The 19071-nt window shown below is 59.2% G+C and carries 16 protein-coding genes and 1 pseudogene; 4 read left to right on the forward strand and 13 right to left on the reverse strand.

Features of this window, described 5'->3' with window-relative positions; genetic code table 11:
- Window positions 1-2 precede the first annotated feature (2 nt).
- The 9 genes from cysM to AAHB66_RS16725 form a co-directional block, all read right to left on the reverse strand.
- Window positions 3-914: a cysteine synthase CysM gene (cysM, locus tag AAHB66_RS16685; protein WP_337014063.1), complete on the reverse strand. Its 912-nt coding sequence runs from the start codon at window positions 912-914 to the stop codon at window positions 3-5.
- Window positions 915-1028: 114 nt separating this feature from the next.
- Complete coding sequence (gene cysA, locus AAHB66_RS16690; protein WP_347113673.1) at window positions 1029-2123, reverse strand: sulfate/thiosulfate ABC transporter ATP-binding protein CysA; 1095 nt, start codon at window positions 2121-2123, stop codon at window positions 1029-1031.
- On the reverse strand, window positions 2113-2988 hold the full coding sequence (cysW, locus tag AAHB66_RS16695; protein ID WP_347113674.1) for a sulfate/thiosulfate ABC transporter permease CysW: 876 nt from the start codon (window positions 2986-2988) through the stop codon (window positions 2113-2115). Before cysW ends, cysA begins: the two co-directional genes overlap by 11 nt.
- On the reverse strand, window positions 2988-3821 hold the full coding sequence (cysT, locus tag AAHB66_RS16700) for a sulfate/thiosulfate ABC transporter permease CysT (protein WP_347113675.1): 834 nt from the start codon (window positions 3819-3821) through the stop codon (window positions 2988-2990). Before cysT ends, cysW begins: the two co-directional genes overlap by 1 nt.
- A complete protein-coding gene (locus AAHB66_RS16705) occupies window positions 3821-4837 on the reverse strand; it encodes a sulfate ABC transporter substrate-binding protein (protein WP_347113676.1) in 1017 nt (338 codons plus the stop codon). Before AAHB66_RS16705 ends, cysT begins: the two co-directional genes overlap by 1 nt.
- 172 nt (window positions 4838-5009) lie before the next feature.
- Window positions 5010-5909, reverse strand: a complete 900-nt coding sequence (locus AAHB66_RS16710; RefSeq protein ID WP_347113677.1) for a Dyp-type peroxidase — start codon at window positions 5907-5909, stop codon at window positions 5010-5012.
- A gap of 94 nt (window positions 5910-6003) precedes the next feature.
- On the reverse strand, window positions 6004-6579 hold the full coding sequence (locus AAHB66_RS16715) for an RpoE-regulated lipoprotein (protein WP_347113679.1): 576 nt from the start codon (window positions 6577-6579) through the stop codon (window positions 6004-6006).
- Between the two features lie 62 nt (window positions 6580-6641).
- Window positions 6642-7091, reverse strand: coding sequence for a DUF2919 domain-containing protein (locus AAHB66_RS16720; RefSeq protein ID WP_347113680.1), 450 nt, complete (start codon window positions 7089-7091; stop codon window positions 6642-6644).
- Complete coding sequence (locus AAHB66_RS16725) at window positions 7078-7503, reverse strand: GNAT family acetyltransferase (protein WP_106994657.1); 426 nt, start codon at window positions 7501-7503, stop codon at window positions 7078-7080. The genes AAHB66_RS16720 and AAHB66_RS16725 overlap by 14 nt, the downstream gene beginning before the upstream one ends.
- Window positions 7504-7716: 213 nt before the next feature.
- Between AAHB66_RS16725 and amiA the strand changes: the two genes are divergently transcribed.
- Both amiA and hemF read left to right on the forward strand, forming a co-directional pair.
- A complete protein-coding gene (amiA, locus tag AAHB66_RS16730; protein ID WP_347113681.1) occupies window positions 7717-8592 on the forward strand; it encodes an N-acetylmuramoyl-L-alanine amidase AmiA in 876 nt (291 codons plus the stop codon).
- On the forward strand, window positions 8592-9491 hold the full coding sequence (gene hemF / locus AAHB66_RS16735) for an oxygen-dependent coproporphyrinogen oxidase (RefSeq protein ID WP_347113682.1): 900 nt from the start codon (window positions 8592-8594) through the stop codon (window positions 9489-9491). Before amiA ends, hemF begins: the two co-directional genes overlap by 1 nt.
- Before the next feature lie 79 nt (window positions 9492-9570).
- On the opposite strand, the gene maeB is transcribed toward hemF, so the two are convergent.
- On the reverse strand, window positions 9571-11850 hold the full coding sequence (gene maeB, locus AAHB66_RS16740; RefSeq protein WP_347113683.1) for an NADP-dependent oxaloacetate-decarboxylating malate dehydrogenase: 2280 nt from the start codon (window positions 11848-11850) through the stop codon (window positions 9571-9573).
- Window positions 11851-12140: 290 nt separating this feature from the next.
- On the opposite strand from maeB, the gene tal reads away from it, so the two are divergent.
- Both tal and tkt read left to right on the forward strand, forming a co-directional pair.
- Entirely contained in the window at window positions 12141-13091 is a 951-nt protein-coding gene (tal, locus tag AAHB66_RS16745; protein WP_347113684.1) for a transaldolase, read from the forward strand.
- A 19-nt stretch (window positions 13092-13110) separates the two neighbouring features.
- Window positions 13111-15099, forward strand: coding sequence for a transketolase (gene tkt / locus AAHB66_RS16750; protein WP_347113685.1), 1989 nt, complete (start codon window positions 13111-13113; stop codon window positions 15097-15099).
- A 171-nt stretch (window positions 15100-15270) separates the two neighbouring features.
- On the opposite strand, the gene AAHB66_RS16755 is transcribed toward tkt, so the two are convergent.
- The 3 genes and pseudogenes from AAHB66_RS16755 to aegA form a co-directional block, all read right to left on the reverse strand.
- On the reverse strand, window positions 15271-16314 hold the full coding sequence (locus AAHB66_RS16755; protein WP_347113686.1) for a DUF1176 domain-containing protein: 1044 nt from the start codon (window positions 16312-16314) through the stop codon (window positions 15271-15273).
- A 124-nt stretch (window positions 16315-16438) separates the two neighbouring features.
- Window positions 16439-17014, reverse strand: coding sequence for a GDP-mannose pyrophosphatase NudK (gene nudK, locus AAHB66_RS16760; protein WP_347116509.1), 576 nt, complete (start codon window positions 17012-17014; stop codon window positions 16439-16441).
- Window positions 17015-17081: 67 nt separating this feature from the next.
- Window positions 17082-19032: pseudogene (gene aegA / locus AAHB66_RS16765) on the reverse strand (formate-dependent uric acid utilization protein AegA).
- Window positions 19033-19071: the final 39 nt, after the last annotated feature.

The raw sequence follows: 19071 nt of genomic DNA on the forward strand, positions 1-19071 counted from the left end.
CTTTAGATCCCTGCGCCCTGCGCATAGCTCTCCTCACCAAACACGCCGGTAGACAGGTAGCGATCGCCGCGATCGCAGATAATCGCCACCACCACAGCCCCCGGCGTTGCCGCGGCAACACGCAGGGCGCCAGCTACCGCGCCGCCAGAACTGACGCCGCAGAAGACCCCTTCGCGCACGGCCAGTTCACGCATGGTATTTTCCGCCTCGCGCTGATGAATATCCAGCACCTGGTCCACAAGCGAGGCATTAAAGATCCCCGGCATGTACTCTGCAGGCCAGCGGCGAATACCCGGGATGCTGCTGCCCTCTTCGGGCTGCAGGCCGACAATGGTGACCGCCTTTTCCTGCTCGCGCAGAAAGCGGGAGACGCCGGTGATGGTGCCGGTAGTGCCCATACTGGAGACGAAATGGGTGATGCGGCCTGCGGTCTGCTGCCAGATTTCCGGGCCGGTGGTGGTGTAATGCGCGTAAGGGTTATCGGGGTTGTTGAACTGATCCAGCAGCCTGCCTTCGCCGCGGTTCGCCATCTCAAGGGCCAGATCGCGGGCCCCTTCCATCCCCTGCTCTTTGCTCACCAGAATGAGCTCGGCGCCATAAGCCAGCATCGCGGCACGGCGCTCCTGGCTCATGTTGTCCGGCATCAGCAGCTTCATGCGATAGCCTTTGAGGGCGGCAATCATCGCCAGCGCAATGCCGGTGTTACCGCTGGTCGCCTCGATCAGCACATCGCCGGGTTTGATTTCACCGCGCTTTTCCGCCTGGACAATCATCGACAGAGCGGCACGGTCTTTGACCGAACCCGCCGGGTTGTTGCCCTCCAGTTTGATCCAGATTTCGCTGCCGTTGTCCGGCCCCATGCGCTGCAGTTTGATCAGAGGGGTGTTGCCGATGGTTTGTTCTAATGTGTTCATGATCGCTGTCCAATAAAAAGCCCGGTGGCGCTTACGCTTACCGGGCCTACAGAGAGCATATTGTAGGCCGGGTAAGCGCAGCGCCACCCGGCAAAACTACGTGGACTTAACCTATCAGGCAGATTCCGCCAGAGCAAGATCTCCCCGCGTCTCGATGCGATCCTTATCGTGATAAATGCGCGCATGTTGCAGGCCGACAAACAGACGTTCGCCACGGTATGGCGGCTCCTCGTCGCGCATCACCACCGTCAGCGGTTCGTCATACCAGCCGAGCGGCTGAACCACCATTTGAGTGTAGTGACCTTTCGGACTGGCTTCGAGTACCTGAACCGGCAGCGGCGAGTCGAGGCTGGTGCGACGGCTGACGTCCACTTCCCACGGGCGCAGGAAGAGATCCACCGGGCCCTGATAGCCTGGGGTGTAGCCCAGCGGCCAGCGATGGGCTCCGACGTGGAACTGGCCGCCGCGAACGGTGCCGTGCAGGCGGTTTACTTCGCCCATAAATTCCAGCACAAAGCGGGTAGCCGGTTCGCGCCAGAGCTGTTCTGGCTCATCGACCTGTTCGATATTCCCCTGACTCATCACCACCACCCGGTCGGCTACTTCCATCGCCTCTTCCTGATCGTGGGTGACGAAGACGCTGGTGAATTTCAGCTCTTCGTGCAGCTGACGCAGCCAGCGACGCAGCTCTTTACGCACCTGAGCATCCAGCGCGCCGAAGGGTTCATCCAGCAGCAGGATCTGCGGCTCAACCGCCAGGGCACGGGCCAGCGCCACGCGCTGTTTCTGTCCACCGGAGAGCTGGGCCGGATAACGGTCCGCCAGGTGCGCCAGCTGCACCATCTCCAGCAGCTTAGTCACTTTCGCTTTGATGGTGGCAGCGTCCGGACGTTCACGACGCGGCAGCACCGTCAGGCCGAAGGCGATGTTGTCGAACACCGTCATATGGCGGAACAGGGCGTAATGCTGGAACACAAAGCCCACCTTACGATCGCGCGCGTGCAGGCGGCTGACGTCGGTGCCGTGGAAACGGATATGCCCGCTGGTCTGATGCTCCAGGCCGGCGATAATACGCAGCAGCGTGGTTTTACCGGAGCCAGAGGGCCCCAGCAGCGCCACCATTTGTCCGGAAGGGATATCCAGCGAGATATCGTTCAGCACCTGGGTGCGACCAAAGGACTTCTTAATATTGGCAATCTCAATGCTCATGATTTCCCTCCTGATGCTGGCGTTTGGCCTGATTCTCTAAACGCCACTGCACCATACTCTTTAAAAACAGGGTCAAAATAGCCATCAGCGTCAGCAGGGCTGCGGCGGTAAAGGAACCGACGGAGTTATAGTCCTGCTCCAGCAATTCAATTTGTAACGGCAGCGACAGGGTTTCGCCGCGGATCGAGCCGGAAACCACCGACACCGCGCCAAACTCACCAATCGCACGGGCGTTGGTCAGCACCACACCATACAGCAGCGCCCAGCGGATGTTTGGCAGGGTCACGCGGCGGAACATCTGCCAGCCCGAGGCGCCCAACAGTACCGCCGCTTCGTCCTCATGGCTGCCCTGGCTGAGCATCACCGGCACCAGCTCACGCACCACAAACGGACAGGTCACAAAGACCGTCACCAGCACCATGCCCGGCCAGGCGAACATGATCTGTAAGTTATGTTCATCCAGCCAGCCGCCCAGCGGACCGTTGGAGCCGTAGAACAGCAGATAGACCAGACCGGCCACCACCGGCGACACCGCAAACGGAATATCCAGCAGGGTCAGCAGCAGCTGCCGACCCGGGAAGTCAAAGCGCGTCACCAGCCAGGCCAGCAGGATGCCAAACACCAGGTTCACCGGCACGGTAATGAGTGCGATCATGACCGTCAGCCAGATTGCATGCAGCATGTCCGGGTCGGCCAGGTTTTGCAGCGCGGGCATAATCCCCTTGCTGAACGCCTGGACAAAGATGTACAGCATCGGCACGACCAGAATGAAGGCCGATACCAGCACGCCGGTGCCAATCAGCAGCCATTTTCCCCAGTTAATGCGGGGCGCGTCGTAGCGTTTCAATTGAGTGATTTCCGCCATCAGTGACCTACCACGCGTCGACCAAAGCGACTTTGCAGAGTGTTAATTGAGAACAGCAGCAGCAGCGACGCTGCGAGGATCACCGAGGCAATGGCGCTCGCCGCCGGATAATCAAACTCCTGTAAACGGATAAAAATCATCAGCGAGGTGACTTCCGTTTTCCACGCGATATTACCAGCGATAAAGATGACCGCACCGAACTCGCCGAGGCTACGGGTGAACGACAGCGCCACCCCCGCCAGCAGCGCCGGAGAGAGTTCCGGCATGACCACTTTGCGGAAGCTCTGCCAGCGCGTCGCGCCGAGAGTTTCTGCCGCTTCTTCGTATTCCGGACCTAACTCCTCCAGCACCGGCTGCACGGTACGCACCACAAACGGGATGCTGGTAAAGGCCATCGCCACGGCAATGCCGAGCCAGGTGTAGGTCACTTTGATATCAAACTTCGCCAGCCACTCGCCGTAAAAGCCGTTCACCGAGAACAGCGAGGCCAGGGTTAAACCGGCCACCGCGGTAGGCAGCGCAAACGGCAGGTCCATCAGCGCATCCAGCAGCGTGCGGCCCGGGAAGCGGTAGCGGGTTAAGATCCACGCCATCAGCAGGCCGAACACGCCGTTGAAGATGGAGGCGACAAAGGCCGACAGCAGCGTCACCTTATAGGCCGCCACCACCTGCGGGTTGCTGATCACTTCCCAGTACTGGGACCAGCTCATCTCAGAGAGCTGGACCACCAGCGCGCTGAGCGGTAATAACAAAATCAGACAGACGAACAGCAGGCTGGTTCCGAGACTTAAGGTAAAGCCCGGCAGCACACGTCTGGAGGAAACTGCAAACATTACTTACGCCCCGCCGCCAACAGTTTGTCTAACTCACCGCCGCTGGCAAAGTGCGTTTTCATCACCTCAGGCCAGGAGCCAAAATGGTCTTCCACGCGGAACAGCTCGGTCTGCGGGAACTTGTCTTTCAGCTTGTTCATCACGTCCGGGTTATTCACGCGATAGTAGTAATCGGTGATCACGGTCTGCGCCTGCGGGCTGTAGAGATAGTTCAGATAGGCTTTCGCTGCTTTCTCTGTTCCGTTGGCTTCGACGTTTTTATCCACCCAGGCGACCGGGAACTCCGCCAGCACGTTGGTTTTCGGGATAACCACTTCAAAGCCCTGGGCTTCATACTGTTTACGGATATTGTTCACTTCGGATTCAAAGCTGATCAGCACATCGCCCAGACCGCGCTCCGCGAAGGTGGTGGTCGCACCGCGGCCGCCGGTATCAAACACTTCGACGTTTTTCAGGAACTGGGTCATGAACTGTTCGGTTTTCGCTTTATCGTCACCGTCAGCTTTGTCCGCTGCGCCCCAGGCTGCCAGGTAGGTATAGCGGGCGTTGCCGGAGGTTTTCGGGTTCGGGAAAATCAGCTTAACGTCAGAACGCACAAGGTCGTTCCAGTCGTGAATGTTCTTCGGATTGCCCTTACGTACCAGGAAGCCCATGGTGGAGTAGAACGGCGAACTGCTGTTCGGCAGGCGGCTCTGCCAGTCGGCCGGGATCAGCTTGCCTTTGTCGTGCAGGATCTGCACATCGGTAATCTGGTTGTAGGTCACCACATCCGCTTTCAGCCCCTGCAGGATCGCCAGCGCCTGTTTGGAGGAACCGGCGTGAGACTGTTTGATGGTCAGCTTGTCGCCGTTATTGTCTTTTGCCCACTGCTGTTCAAACGGCGGGTTCAGGGCGGCAAACAGCTCGCGGGAGACGTCGTAAGAGCTGTTCAGCAGCTCGGTTGCCTGCGCCTGAGCGACCAGCAACACTGAAGCTGCCAGCATCAGAGATCCTTTTTTCAGTACAGTAACGGCCATTGCGCACCCTAAGCGTTGTGAAGATTTTCTTAGGGTCATCATATTTATAACGAGTACTAAAGGAGTAACGGTTTTATATACCGTTTGGTGATTTGCAAGCAGAAAAGGGAATAAGGGTGCGGCCTGATGCCGTCACCCCACCCCTCTCCCACAGGGAGAGGGAGAAAGGCAATTACAGTGCCAGCAGACGCTCAACGGACGGCGCAAAATAGTAGCCGCCGGTCACCGGTTTCGTGAAGCGCAGCATGGCGTCACGTTTGCCGTCGGTATCCCCGAACATGCTCAGCAGCTGCTGTTCGATGTTATACAGACGCGCGCAGTAGGCGCAGAAGTAGAGACCGTGCGTACCGCTGGCGGTGCCGTACGGCAGGCTCTGGCGCACAATCTTCAGCCCTTTGCCGTCCTCTTTCAGATCCACACGGCTCAGGTGAGACGTGGCCGGGCGGTCGTCGCCGTCGATCTCCTCGTTGGCCTCTTTGGTGCGGCCAATCATCATCTCCTGATCGTGAACGCTCATGCGGTTAAGCTGTTTGAGGTTGTGCTCCCAGCGCTGAACGAACACGTAGCTGCCGCCCGCGTCCACGCCCTCTTTGATCACCGCCACGTCACGACGCACTTCATCCCCTGCCGGGTTTTCGGTACCGTCAACGAAGCCGCTCAGATCGCGCTCTTCCACCCAGCGGAAACCGTGGATCTCTTCTTTAACCTCAACGCAGTCGCCAAAGGCGGCCATCGCGGCCTGGGCAATGGAGAAGTTCACGTCGTGACGCAGGGAGAGAATGTGGATCAGCACGTCGTACTGGGTGGCCGGAGCCAGACCTTTGCCATAAGGGACAAAATCCTTCAGCTCTTCGGCCCCTTCCCCGCCGCTCAGCTGACGCCAGACGTCGTGACCAAAGGCCACCACCGCGCCGCAATGGGCGTCCGGGAATTTGACCTGGAAGGTGGCCAGTTTATCGATAAAAACTTTGCTGGCCGCACGCAGGGAATCGATATCCCCTTTGACATTGGCTTCGATCCAAATCGCCGCGCGGCAATGTTCTGGCAAAATGCCACTCTGAACCTGAGACATCGCTCCTCCTGAAAAAAAAGATGCCACGACGTCGTGGCATTGTTGGCGGCGATTATACCCGCTTTTTCAGCGAGGCGGCTTGTCCAGGCGCAATTTACTGCTGCCAGATAATTTTGCTGATTTTCCAGTTCTTCAGCGTGTCGTCGGACGGCATTAACCCGTCCGGGCCGCTCCAGGATCCGCTGAACTGGTAGCTGATATGCTGGCTGCCGTCGGCCTTACACTCCACCGTTACGCTGTCGTCACCCGGCACGCTGACGCAGTTGCCGTAGGCTTTCTGATACAGGTCGCTGAACGGCGTACCGACCTTTACCCCTTTTTCAGTTTCGATCCCGGGGTCCAGCACCTCAATGCGCCCGACGCTGGATTTATCACCGTTAATCACCAGCGCCAGCTGGTCATCTTTCAGCGCTTCAAAGTAGTGCACGATGGTGCCGTTTTGCGTTTTCATGCCGCTGCGCAGACGGTAATCACCGCCCAGCGCCGATTCGATAGCGCTCTGTTCCAGCGGCGTGGCGGCGGTGAGATTGCCCACGCCCTGCTCGGTCACTTCGGTGGACGACCCGAACCAGTTCCAGGGGTAAGCCGCAGACCAGTTCACGGCGGAGAGCGTTGAACAGCCCGTCAGGACAACGGGAAGCGCGCATAACAGTAAACGCAGCGATTTCATCGGGAGTTCCTTTCTGGTTAATTTGACGCTTGTTGGAGTACAGCATCGCTAAAAAGTGCCGTTTAATCTTTCTCTGGCGTAAAACAGGCGCGCAGACGGGGATGGGTCAGCAGCCACAGCAGCGCCACGATATCGGCCACCAGCAGCGCAATCCCGATCCCACTCACGGCCTCACCGTTCAGCCACAGCAGGGGTTGCCAGCCCAGCAGTACGATCTGGGCGAGGATCAGCAGCCAGCGCAGCGCGCGCCACAGGCGCGGCACGAGATGACGCCGCCCGCTCAGTAAAAAGGCCAGCACCGCCGGGATCCCCGGCAGCAGCCCGAGCCAGAAGTTATCATGGTCGGGGTAAAACAGATTCAGCAGGGTATTGCCCTGATCGCGGGAGGCCCCGGCCAGCACAAACAATACCCAGGTGCGCGCCTGGAGCAGCAGCACGCACCAGAACAGAAACGGCAGGCGAACCCGGCCGTGGCTGTCGTAATCACCGGGGTGAAAATCAATACTCTTCATCTTCTATCAGGCGTTTGCCCAGCGTCAGCACGTCGGCATGTTCATAGTTGAGACGCTCGTACATGCCCAGCACCATGTCATTATCTTCCCGCACCATGATCTGAATTTTCGGGCAGCCGCGGGCGATGAGTTTCTTTTCCAGACGATTGAGCAGCGCGTTGGCAATGCCACGCCCGCGAAACTCCGGGTGGACGCCCAGGTAGTACGCCGAGCCGCGATGCCCGTCGTAGCCGCCCATCACCGTGCCCACCACTTCACCATTCACTTCCGCAACCAGAAACAGACTGACGTCATGATTGAGCTTGCGCTCGATGTCCATCTCCGGATCGTTCCACGGTCGCAGTAGATCGCAGCGCTCCCAAAGGGTGATCACCTCTTCGAAGTCTGCCTGGCGAAAAACGCGTATCTCCATGGTATTAACCGCCTTTTTGGGTTTAAAAACAGTGATTATGACGCGAACGCCCTCTTTCGCCAATATCCAGCGAAAAACGCCTGAAAATTTGGCATAATGGCACTTTGTCACGTATTGAAATGAAAAGTAAAACAATTCGCCACATGGACTGTCGTAACGGAAAAGACGATACGATATAACACCAGGACACTCATTTTTTACACTTCAGGCCGCATGAGCACATTCAAACCATTAAAAACACTCACATCGCGTCGTCAGGTTCTCAAAGCGGGGCTGGCGGCCTTAACGTTAACGGGCATCGCAAAGCAGGCCCAGGCAAAAGAAGAGAGCACGCTTAAAACCAGCAACGGCCACAGCAAGCCGAAAACCAAAAAACCCGGCGCAAAGCGCATCGTGATGCTCGATCCGGGTCACGGCGGCATCGATACTGGTGCCATTGGCCGCAACGGCTCTAAAGAAAAGCATGTTGTACTGGCGATTGCAAAAAACGTCCGGTCGATTTTACGCAGCAACGGCATTGACGCCCGCCTGACCCGCTCCGGCGACACTTTTATTCCGCTGTACGACCGGGTGGAGATTGCCCACCAGCACGGCGCCGATCTCTTTATGTCGATCCACGCCGACGGTTTTACCAACCCGGACGCCGCAGGTGCCTCGGTGTTTGCCCTCTCCAACCGCGGCGCGAGTAGCGCGATGGCAAAATACCTCTCGGATCGCGAGAACCGTGCCGATGAAGTGGCCGGCAAGAAGGCCACCGCCAAAGATCATCTGCTCCAGCAGGTGCTGTTTGACCTGGTGCAGACCGACACCATCAAGAACAGCCTGACCCTCGGGTCGCACATTCTGAAAAAAATTAAACCGGTGCATAAACTGCACAGTAAAGGGACGGAACAGGCGGCGTTCGTGGTGCTGAAATCGCCGTCCATTCCGTCGGTGCTGGTGGAAACTTCCTTTATTACCAACCCGAACGAAGAGCGCCTGCTGGGAACCACCGCGTTCCGGCAGAAAATCGCTAACGCGATTGCCTCAGGGATCATCAGTTACTTTAACTGGTTCGATAATCAAAAAGCCCACGCCAGGAAACGCTGATGAAACCTAACGCGCAAACGGTCAAAACCTTTCTTCTGCAGCTGCAGGACACGATTTGCCAGCAGCTGAGCGCCGTCGACGGCGGTGAGTTTCAGCAGGATGAGTGGCAGCGCGAAGCCGGTGGCGGTGGGCGCAGCCGCGTGCTGCGCAACGGCGGCGTATTCGAGCAGGCCGGGGTCAACTTCTCCCACGTCCACGGCGATGCCATGCCCGCCTCGGCTACCGCGCACCGCCCGGAGCTGGCGGGTCGTAGCTTCGAAGCGATGGGGGTCTCGCTGGTGGTGCATCCGCATAATCCATACGTGCCGACCAGCCATGCCAACGTGCGCTTTTTTATCGCTGAAAAACCGGGTGCCGACCCGGTGTGGTGGTTTGGCGGCGGCTTCGATTTAACCCCTTTCTACGGGTTTGAAGAAGACGCTGTCCACTGGCACCAGACCGCGCACGACCTGTGCCTGCCCTTTGGCGAGGACGTTTACCCGAAATACAAGAAGTGGTGCGACGAGTACTTTTATCTGAAGCACCGCGACGAGCAGCGCGGCATTGGCGGCCTGTTCTTCGACGATCTGAACACCCCGGATTTTGATACCGCCTTCAGCTTTATGCAGGCGGTGGGCAACGGCTATACCGATGCCTACCTGCCAATCGTCGAGCGGCGTAAAAACCACGATTACGGCGTGCGCGAGCGCGAGTTCCAGCTCTATCGCCGGGGGCGTTACGTGGAGTTCAATCTGGTGTGGGATCGCGGCACGCTATTCGGCCTGCAGACCGGCGGGCGCACGGAGTCGATTTTAATGTCGATGCCGCCGCTGGTGCGCTGGGAGTACAGCTACGAACCAAAAGAAGGCAGCCCGGAGGCTGCCTTGCGTGAGTTTATTCAGGTTCGCGATTGGGTTTAAATGCCGGATGGCGCTGCGCTTATCCGGCCTACGAGTCCCGTAGGTCGGGTAAGCGAACGCGCCACCCGACAAATCCCTACTACAGAGGCTGCGTCTGCGCCTCAACCACCGCCAGCGCCACCATGTTCACAATCCGGCGCACGGAGGCAATCGGGGTTAACACATGCACCGGTTTCGCCACCCCCATCAGTACTGGCCCGACGGTCACCCCTTCCGAACTGGAGACCCGCAGCAGGTTGTAGCTGATACGCGCCGCTTCAACGTTCGGCATGATCAGCACGTTAGCTGAGCCTTTCAGCGGGCTGTCCGGCATCCGCTCGTTACGGATGCTCTCCACCAGCGCGGCGTCGCCGTGCATCTCCCCGTCGATCATCAGCTCAGGCGCGCGCTCGCGCACCAGCTCCAGGGTCTGACGCATTTTGCAGGCGGCCGCCGATTTGGAGGAGCCAAAGTTGGAATGCGACAGCAGGGCCACCTTCGGCTCGATACCGAAACGACGCACCGTTTCTGCGGCCATCACCGTGATCTCCGCCAGCTGCTCCGGGGTCGGGTCGTCGTTGACGTAGGTATCGGCAATAAAGGTGTTGCCGCTTGGCAGCAGCAGCGCGTTCATCGCCCCGGCGGTATGCACGTTGTCGCGATAGCCGAAGATCTCCTGCACCACGCTGAAGTGCTCGTGATAATCACCGATGGTGCCGCAGATCAGCGCGTCGGCTTCACCACGGTGGACCATGATCGCCCCAATCACCGTGGTGTTGCTGATTACCGCCCGCTGGGCCTGCTCCTGGGTGATCCCCCGGCGCTTCATGATGGCGTAGTACTCGCTCCAGTACTCCTTGAAGCGCGGATCGGATTCATTGTTGACGATCTCAAAGTCCACGCCCGGCTTGATCTGCAGCCCCAGCTTCTGGATACGCATCTCGATCACGCTCGGACGACCAATCAGGATCGGCTTCGCCAGCCCCAGGCTCACCAGCTCCTGAGTGGCGTGCAGGACGCGAGCCTCTTCCCCTTCTGCCATCACCACGCGTTTGGCGTCCGTACGCGCCTGGGAGAAGATCGGCTTCATGAACAGGTTGGTTTTGTAGACGAATTCGGTCAGCTTATCGACATAGGCATCAAAGTCGGCGATCGGACGCGTCGCCACGCCGGAGTCCATCGCCGCTTTGGCGACAGCCGGGGCGATTTTGACAATCAGACGCGGATCGAACGGTTTTGGAATGATGTAGTCCGGGCCGAAGCTCAGATCCTGATCGCCATAGGCCGAGGCCACCACTTCGCTCTGCTCCGCGTGGGCCAGCTCGGCAATGGCGTGCACCGCCGCCAGCTTCATCTCTTCATTAATGGCGGTGGCGCCAACGTCCAGCGCCCCGCGGAAGATGAACGGGAAGCAGAGCACGTTGTTCACCTGGTTCGGGTAATCGGAACGGCCGGTACAGATAATGGCATCCGGGCGGACCGCTTTCGCCAGCGGCGGCAGAATTTCCGGCTCCGGGTTCGCCAGGGCGAGGATCAGCGGCGCGCGCGCCATCTTCATCACCATCTCTTCGTTCAGCACTTTCGGGCCCGAACAGCCGAGGAAGATATCCGCGCCGTCCATCACATCCGCCAGGCTGCGCTTGCCGTCGTCGTCCACGGCGTAGGCGGCTTTGGTCTCCGCCATATTGGCTTCGCGGCCTTTGTAAATCACGCCTTTGGAGTCGCAGACCACGATGTTGTGCTTCTGCATCCCCAGCGCCACCAGCAGGTTCATACAGGCGATGGCTGCCGCGCCCGCGCCGGAGACCACCATGCGTACGTCAGAGAGGTTCTTCTCCACCACCCGCAGGCCGTTCAGAATGGCGGCGGTGCTGATGATCGCCGTCCCGTGCTGGTCGTCGTGGAACACCGGAATGTTCATGCGTTCACGGAGTTTCTGCTCGATATAGAAACATTCCGGGGCTTTGATGTCTTCGAGGTTGATGCCGCCAAAGGTCGGCTCCAGCGCGGCCACCACGTTGATGAATTTGTCCGGGTCCAGCTCGTCCACTTCAATATCAAACACGTCGATGCCGGCGAACTTCTTGAACAGCACGCCCTTACCTTCCATCACCGGTTTCCCGGCCAGCGCTCCGATATTGCCCAGCCCCAGCACCGCGGTGCCGTTGGAGATCACCGCCACCAGGTTGCCGCGGGCGGTGTATTTGTAGGCCGCCAGCGGATCTTTTTCGATTTCGAGGCACGGGGCAGCAACGCCCGGCGAATAGGCTAACGCCAGGTCGCGCTGGGTGGCGAGAGGCTTGGTGGGAGAGACCTGAATTTTGCCTGGTACGGGGAATTCATGAAAATCGAGGGCACTCTGTCTTAACTGCTCGTCCATTGTAATGTTCCTTTCACGTATCGTTCAAAATGGGTGATGTTGTTATGGTCTGAGCTCACCCAGGGTGGCGGATAGTATCGCTGCTGCCCGCCGTTCAAACTTTGAAGGCTGCCAAACTCTGACCATCAAAAAACAAAAATTGTTATCAATTTATAACAATCATGTTACCTGCCCATCAAAGCAAGACCATGTCCGTCTGCTATGCTTTTTTGTTAAGTACATCGCGAATTTCGCAGAAGTGTGATCTAACACACTCCACCAACTCTTTTATTTCCAAGGAGTAATTATTTATGAACCAACTAGACGGCATCAAACAATTCACCACGGTCGTGGCTGACAGCGGTGATATCGAATCCATCCGCCACTACCAGCCACAGGATGCGACCACCAACCCGTCGCTGCTGCTGAAAGCCGCCGGGCTGTCACACTTCTCGCACCTGATTGACGACGCCATTGCGTACGGTAAAGGGCGGGGGAAAACCAAAGAGCAACAGGTTGCTGAGGCCAGCGATAAGCTGGCGGTCAATATTGGTAGCGAAATTCTGAAAAGCATTCCGGGACGGGTCTCTACCGAAGTGGACGCACGCCTCTCCTTTGACCAGGAGAAAAGCATCGCTAAAGCGCGCCATCTGGTGAAGCTCTACGAGGAGCAGGATGTCGAGAAATCGCGCATTCTGATCAAGCTGGCCTCCACCTGGGAGGGGATCCGCGCCGCCGAGGTGCTGGAAAAAGAGGGGATTAACTGCAACCTGACGCTGCTGTTCTCCTTTGCTCAGGCACGCGCCTGCGCCGAGGCCGGGGTGTTCCTGGTATCACCCTTCGTCGGGCGTATTTACGACTGGTACCAGGCCCGCCAGCCGATGGACCCCTACGTGGTAGAGGAAGATCCGGGCGTGAAATCCGTTCGCAATATCTACGATTACTATAAGCAGCACCGCTACGAGACCATCGTGATGGGGGCCAGCTTCCGCCGCACCGAGCAGATCCTTGCCCTCACCGGCTGCGACCGCCTGACCATCTCCCCTAACCTGCTGCAGGAGCTGCAGGAGAAAGAGGAAGAGGTGATCCGCCGCCTGGTGCCTTCCTCAACCGTATTGCCAAAACCAAAACCAATGACCGAAGCCGAATTCCGCTGGGAGCATAATCAGGACGCCATGGCGGTCGATAAGCTGTCAGAAGGGATCCGTCTTTTCGCGGTCGACCAACGCAAACTCGAAGATCTGCTCGCCGCCAAACTGTAACCTTGCCATGGAGTGAACTATGTCCCGTAAAGAGTTAGCCAATGCCATTCGCGCCCTCAGCATGGATGCCGTGCAAAAAGCCAATTCCGGTCATCCAGGCGCACCAATGGGTATGGCCGATATCGCAGAAGTGTTGTGGAATGATTTCCTGAAGCACAACCCTAACGATCCGACGTGGTACGACCGCGACCGCTTTATTCTCTCCAACGGTCACGCGTCGATGCTGCTTTACAGCCTGCTGCACCTTTCCGGCTATAACCTGCCGCTTGAGGAGCTGAAAAACTTCCGCCAGCTGCACTCCAAAACCCCGGGCCACCCGGAGCTGGGTTATACCCCTGGGGTGGAGACCACCACCGGCCCGCTGGGTCAGGGGCTGGCGAACGCGGTCGGGCTGGCAATTGCCGAGCGCACGCTGGCGGCGCAGTTTAACCGGCCGGATCACGAGATTGTCGATCACTTCACGTATGTCTTTATGGGCGACGGCTGTCTGATGGAGGGGATCTCCCATGAGGTTTGCTCTCTGGCGGGCACGCTGGGGCTGGGCAAGCTGATTGGTTTCTACGATCACAACGGTATTTCCATCGACGGCGAGACCGAGGGCTGGTTCACTGACGACACGGCTAAACGCTTTGAGGCCTACCACTGGCACGTGGTGCATGAGATTGACGGCCACGATCCCGAGGCGCTGAAAGCGGCCATTCAGGAAGCGCAAAGCGTGACCGATAAACCGTCGCTGATAATTTGTCGCACGGTCATCGGATTCGGTTCCCCGAACAAAGCCGGCAAGGAAGAGTCGCACGGCGCGGCGCTGGGTGAAGAGGAAGTGGCCCTGACCCGGCAGAAGCTGGGCTGGAAATACCCGGCCTTTGAGATCCCGAAAGAGATCTACAAAGCCTGGGATGCCCGCGAAGAGGGCGAAAAAGCGCAGGCGGCCTGGAACGACAAATTTGCCGCCTATCAGAAAGCACACCCGGAGCTGGCGGCCGAGTTCAGCCGTCGCATGAGCGGCGGCCTGCCCGAGAACTGGGAAGAGGCCACGCAGACGCTGATTGAGAACCTGCAGGCCAACCCGGCGAAGATCGCCACCCGTAAGGCCTCGCAGAATACCCTCAACGCCATTGGTCCGATCCTGCCGGAGCTGCTGGGCGGCTCGGCGGATCTGGCCCCGAGCAACCTGACCATCTGGTCGGGCTCAACCTCGCTCAAGGAAGATATCGCCGGGAACTACATCCACTACGGGGTGCGTGAGTTCGGCATGACCGCCATTGCCAACGGTATCGCCCATCACGGCGGGTTTGTGCCTTACACCGCCACCTTCCTGATGTTTGTCGAATATGCGCGTAACGCCGCGCGTATGGCGGCGCTGATGAAGGCCCGGCAGATCATGGTCTATACCCACGACTCCATCGGTCTGGGGGAAGATGGTCCGACTCACCAGGCGGTGGAACAGCTGGCCAGCCTGCGTCTGACGCCAAACTTCAGCACCTGGCGGCCGTGCGATCAGGTCGAAGCGGCGGTGGGCTGGAAGCTGGCGATAGAGCGTCATAACGGCCCGACGGCGCTGATCCTCTCCCGCCAGAACCTGGCGCAGATCGAGCGTACCCCGGAGCAGGTGAAAAATATTGCCCGCGGAGGCTACATCCTTAAAGACAGCGGCGGCAAGCCGGATATTATTCTGATTGCTACCGGGTCGGAGATGGAGATCACCGTCAAGGCGGCGGAGAAGCTGACTGCGGAAGGTCATGCGGTGCGGGTGGTGTCTCTGCCTTCAACGGATATCTTTGATGCGCAGGATGAGGCGTACCGCGAGTCGGTGCTGCCGTCGGACGTGACGGCGCGCGTGGCGGTCGAAGCGGGAATCGCGGACTACTGGTACAAATACGTCGGGCTGAAGGGGAAAATTGTCGGGATGACCGGCTATGGTGAATCGGCGCCTGCCGAGAAGCTGTTCCCGTTCTTCGGCTTTACGGTTGAGAACGTGGTGGAGAAGGCGCAGGCCCTGCTGTAAGTGCATTGCCCGGCGGCGCTACGCTTGCACGGGCCTACCAGGTCAAAACAAAACGGCAACCATTCGGTTGCCGTTTTTTGGTTTTGTAGGCCGGGTAAGCGCAGCGCCACCCGGCATATATAAGGCTGTGCGGCCTGATGTCCTCTCCCACAGGGAGAGGGAGGACTGCTTTTACCTCGTGATCCACAAGGTCGGCCAGGAATCGGGGCCATGCCAGTTATCGCAGCTCGGCTCTTCCGCATAACGCACCAGGCGGAAACGCTGGCCGGTAAAACGCCAGCGGGTCTGGATCCCGCAATCGGCAATACCGCGCCCCAGCGCAAGGGTGGTCAGCTCGCGGCTCTTCTCATCGAAGCTGGCGTTCATAAGCTCCATCTCGCTGCTGTCGCTCGACGGCACAAACGGCAGGCGCAGGCGCACCGCATGGGAGGCAAACGGCTTCTTACGCGACACCAGCCAGGCCAGATCGACGGTGTTATAGGCCCCGGCCTCGCAGCTGATCATCAGCAGCGCTTTGTCATCGGTTAAAGCGGTGACCCGCACCTCACGACGCGCCGGGTCGAGCGAACACTGGCTGTTATTGATACGCCAGGTGCCATAGTCGGTCAGATCGCTGCGTTCATCGCGGGTTAACGGCGTCGGGGTCGGGTTGACCACGGCCACCTCTTTCAGCGCCGGCGCGGGGGGTACGCTCAGCGGCGGCTGCGCCCCTTTGTTGATCCACGCGGTTTCACTTCCACCACGCTTTTGCTGGGCGTCGATAAACTGCAGCGCCTCTTTCAGTCCATCAAGGGAGATAACCTGCTTGCCATCCGCAAGGGTGATGGCCTTTTTCTGCTGAAGGGTGGTCAGCAGGGCGGTAATAGTCGCGGGATGATCGGTGGTCAGACGCCAGGGAGTCACCTGCCAGTGCGGGGGAGCCAGCTGCAGCGGCTCGCCGTCGAGCAACAGGCGAGGCGCGATGGCCGGCTGTTTGGGATCGGGCGTGGCCAGCCCGCCGAGATCGATGCGCAGTACCGCATCGGTTTTCGCCCCGGCGCTGCGGCTCAGCGTCATCACCAGCCCGTTATGCTCACCGGTATTACGCGCGATACAAAAGTTCTGGTTGTTGCAGGTCACCTGCCAGTCAGTAAACGACTGTTGTGCAGGTGCCGCCTGAACCAGAGCCGCGGGCAGCACGCTGAGCATAAAGATAAGAAAAAGGCTGTGACGCATGAATAGCAGGATCCCGGAAGCAAAGACAGACAAACAGACCGTATCTTCCTGCTCAGGCCGGGGTTACTCAATCAGATTTATCGGATAGATTTATATGAAATACATCTTATTAAGAATAATAAGATCAATCCATTAACCCGGAGCTGCGCAAATACTGTAAAAGTATCACCGTTTTGCCGTCCCGTATTTCACCCGATTGTACCATCGCCAACGCTTCGCTAAAGGGCAGCTCCAGTACCTCGATCTCTTCGTCCTCAATCCCGCCGCCCTTGCCCGCGCGCTGGGCGTCACTGTATTCCGCCACGAAGAAATGGACAATTTCCGTTACGCCGCCGGGAGACATGTACAGCTCAAACACCTTGCGCGCGTTACCGACGACAAAACCGGTCTCTTCAATCGCCTCTTTGCGAATGCAGACTTCCGGCTCATCGTCATCCAGCAGTCCGGCACAGGTTTCAATCAGTCGTCCGTCGGGATTGCCGTTTACCCAGGTGGCGATGCGGAACTGGCGGATCAGCACCACGCTCTGCTTCTCAGGGTTATAGAGCAGGACAGTGGCGCCGTTACCCCGATCGTAGACTTCACGTTTGTGGCGCACCACTTCGCCGTTACGCCGCGTCAAATCGTACGTCAGGTTGCGCAGAATGAAATAGTTATCCGAGAGGCACTTGTCTTTAATCAGTTCAATTTTCAAGTTTATACGGGCTCCGTAGCGCAAATCATGCTGGTCATACTACGCTGAGAAGCCCGCGTTGTCGTCCGTCAGGTTAATGCGCGGCGGGTGCCTCGACCCCAAGCCAGTCCGCGATGCCCTGGGCGGCATGCCGTCCTTCCGCCATCGCCGTGACCACCAGATCGGCACCGCGCACGGCATCGCCACCGGCAAAGATCTGCGGGTTGCTGGTCTGATAGCGGTAGCGCGTCTCAACGCTGGCGGCGATCCGTCCCCAGTCATCCACCTCCACCCCCTGCGCCTGTAGCCAGGGCATGGCATGCGGGTTGAAGCCAAAGGCCATGATCACCGCGTCGGCAGGCATAACAAACTCACTGCCCTCGACAGGCACCGGACGGCGGCGGCCCTGGGCATCCGGCTCGCCCAGCCGGGTGCGCAGCAGGCGGATGCCGTTAACCCGCCCGGTCTCGTCGAGGGTCAGCTCCACCGGCTGCACGTTAAATTCAAATGCGGCCCCCCTCTTCCCGGGCATTTTTGACCTCTTTTTTCGAGCCCGGCATGTTGGCTTCATCCCGGCGGTAGGCGCAGGTGACGTTCGCGGCCCCGTGACGCAGCGCGGTGCGCACGCAGTCCATCGCCGTATCGCCGCCGCCAAGCACCACCACGTTCAGCCCGGCGGTATCAACAAAGGGCTCCTCCACCGAGGGTGCCAGCCCCATCAGCTGCCGGGTGTTGCCCACCAGGAACGGCAGGGCATCGTAAACCCCGGGCGCATCTTCATGAGGAATGCCCGCCTTCATCGAACGATAGGTGCCCACGCCAACAAACAGGGCATCGTACTCGCTGAGCAGCTGCGCCAGCGGGATATCTTTACCCACCTCGCAGTTCAGCTCGAAGCGGATGCCCATCGCCGTGAAGATCTCCCGACGGCGGGCCAGCAGGGATTTATCCAGCTTAAAGGCCGGAATGCCGAAGGTGAGCAGGCCGCCGATTTCCGGGTGACGATCGAAGACCGTGACGCTGACGCCGCGGCGGATTAACGCATCGGCGCAGGCCAGCCCGGCGGGGCCGGCCCCGATAATAGCGACCCGCTTATTGACGGGCGTGACCTGGCTCAGATCGGGCCGCCAGCCTTTGGCCAGCGCCTGGTCGGAGATATAGCGTTCGATATTGCCGATGGTCACCGAACCGGCCATGTCGCGTACCGTGCAGGCCCCTTCGCACAGTTTGTCCTGAGGACAGACCCGGCCGGTTACCTCCGGCAGGCAGTTGGTCTGATGGGATAACTCCACCGCGGCGTCGATATCCCCGGCCTTGACGCACTCAATCCACTGGGGAATGTGGTTGTGCAGCGGGCAGGTCCATTCGCACACTGAATGCTCCCCGCAGGTCAGGCAGCGGTCGGCCTCACGCTGGGCCTGCGCCGGGCGCAACGGCAGATAGATTTCGTCGAAATTACCCGCCCGCGCTTCGGGCGCCAGTTTATCCGGCTCGCCGCGCGCGGCCAGGGCAAACATCCGCTCGCGTTTGCTGACCTCCCGGGGAGCGAGCGCCGCCCCGGTCTGCCACGGCTGCGCCTCATGACGCGCCGTGCGCACCCGCCGCGTGCGGGCCAGCTGGTTCAGGGTATCGGCCGTGACCCTTGATAAGGCATCCGCCGGGCAGTTCGCCACGCAGGCCGGGCCCTCGGGGCGATCCAGGCACAGATCGCACTTCTGGGCAGTCGTGGTGACGATCTCCATGGTGCCAAACGGGCAGGCCACCACGCAGGCTTTACACCCGATACATTTCTTCGCTTCAACCTGCACGCTGTCGCCCGTCTGACTGATGGCGCCGTTCGGACAGCTCCGGATGCAGGGGGCGTTTTCACAGTGGTGACAGGTCACGGCGCTGTGTTTATTGCCCTCTTTCACCACGGTGATACGAGGGGTAAAATGGCGCGCGCTGAGGGCATGCTGTTCATTATGATGCGCCATGACGCACGCTACTTCGCAGGCACGACATCCAATGCACTGTTGGCTATTAGCCATAATAAAATGATTCATCACGGTTCCCCTGCTGGGCTGAATAACCTTATTCTTTGT

It is taken from the genome of Leclercia sp. S52, from assembly GCF_039727615.1.
Taxonomy (GTDB): Bacteria; Pseudomonadota; Gammaproteobacteria; order Enterobacterales; family Enterobacteriaceae; genus Enterobacter; species Enterobacter adecarboxylatus_B.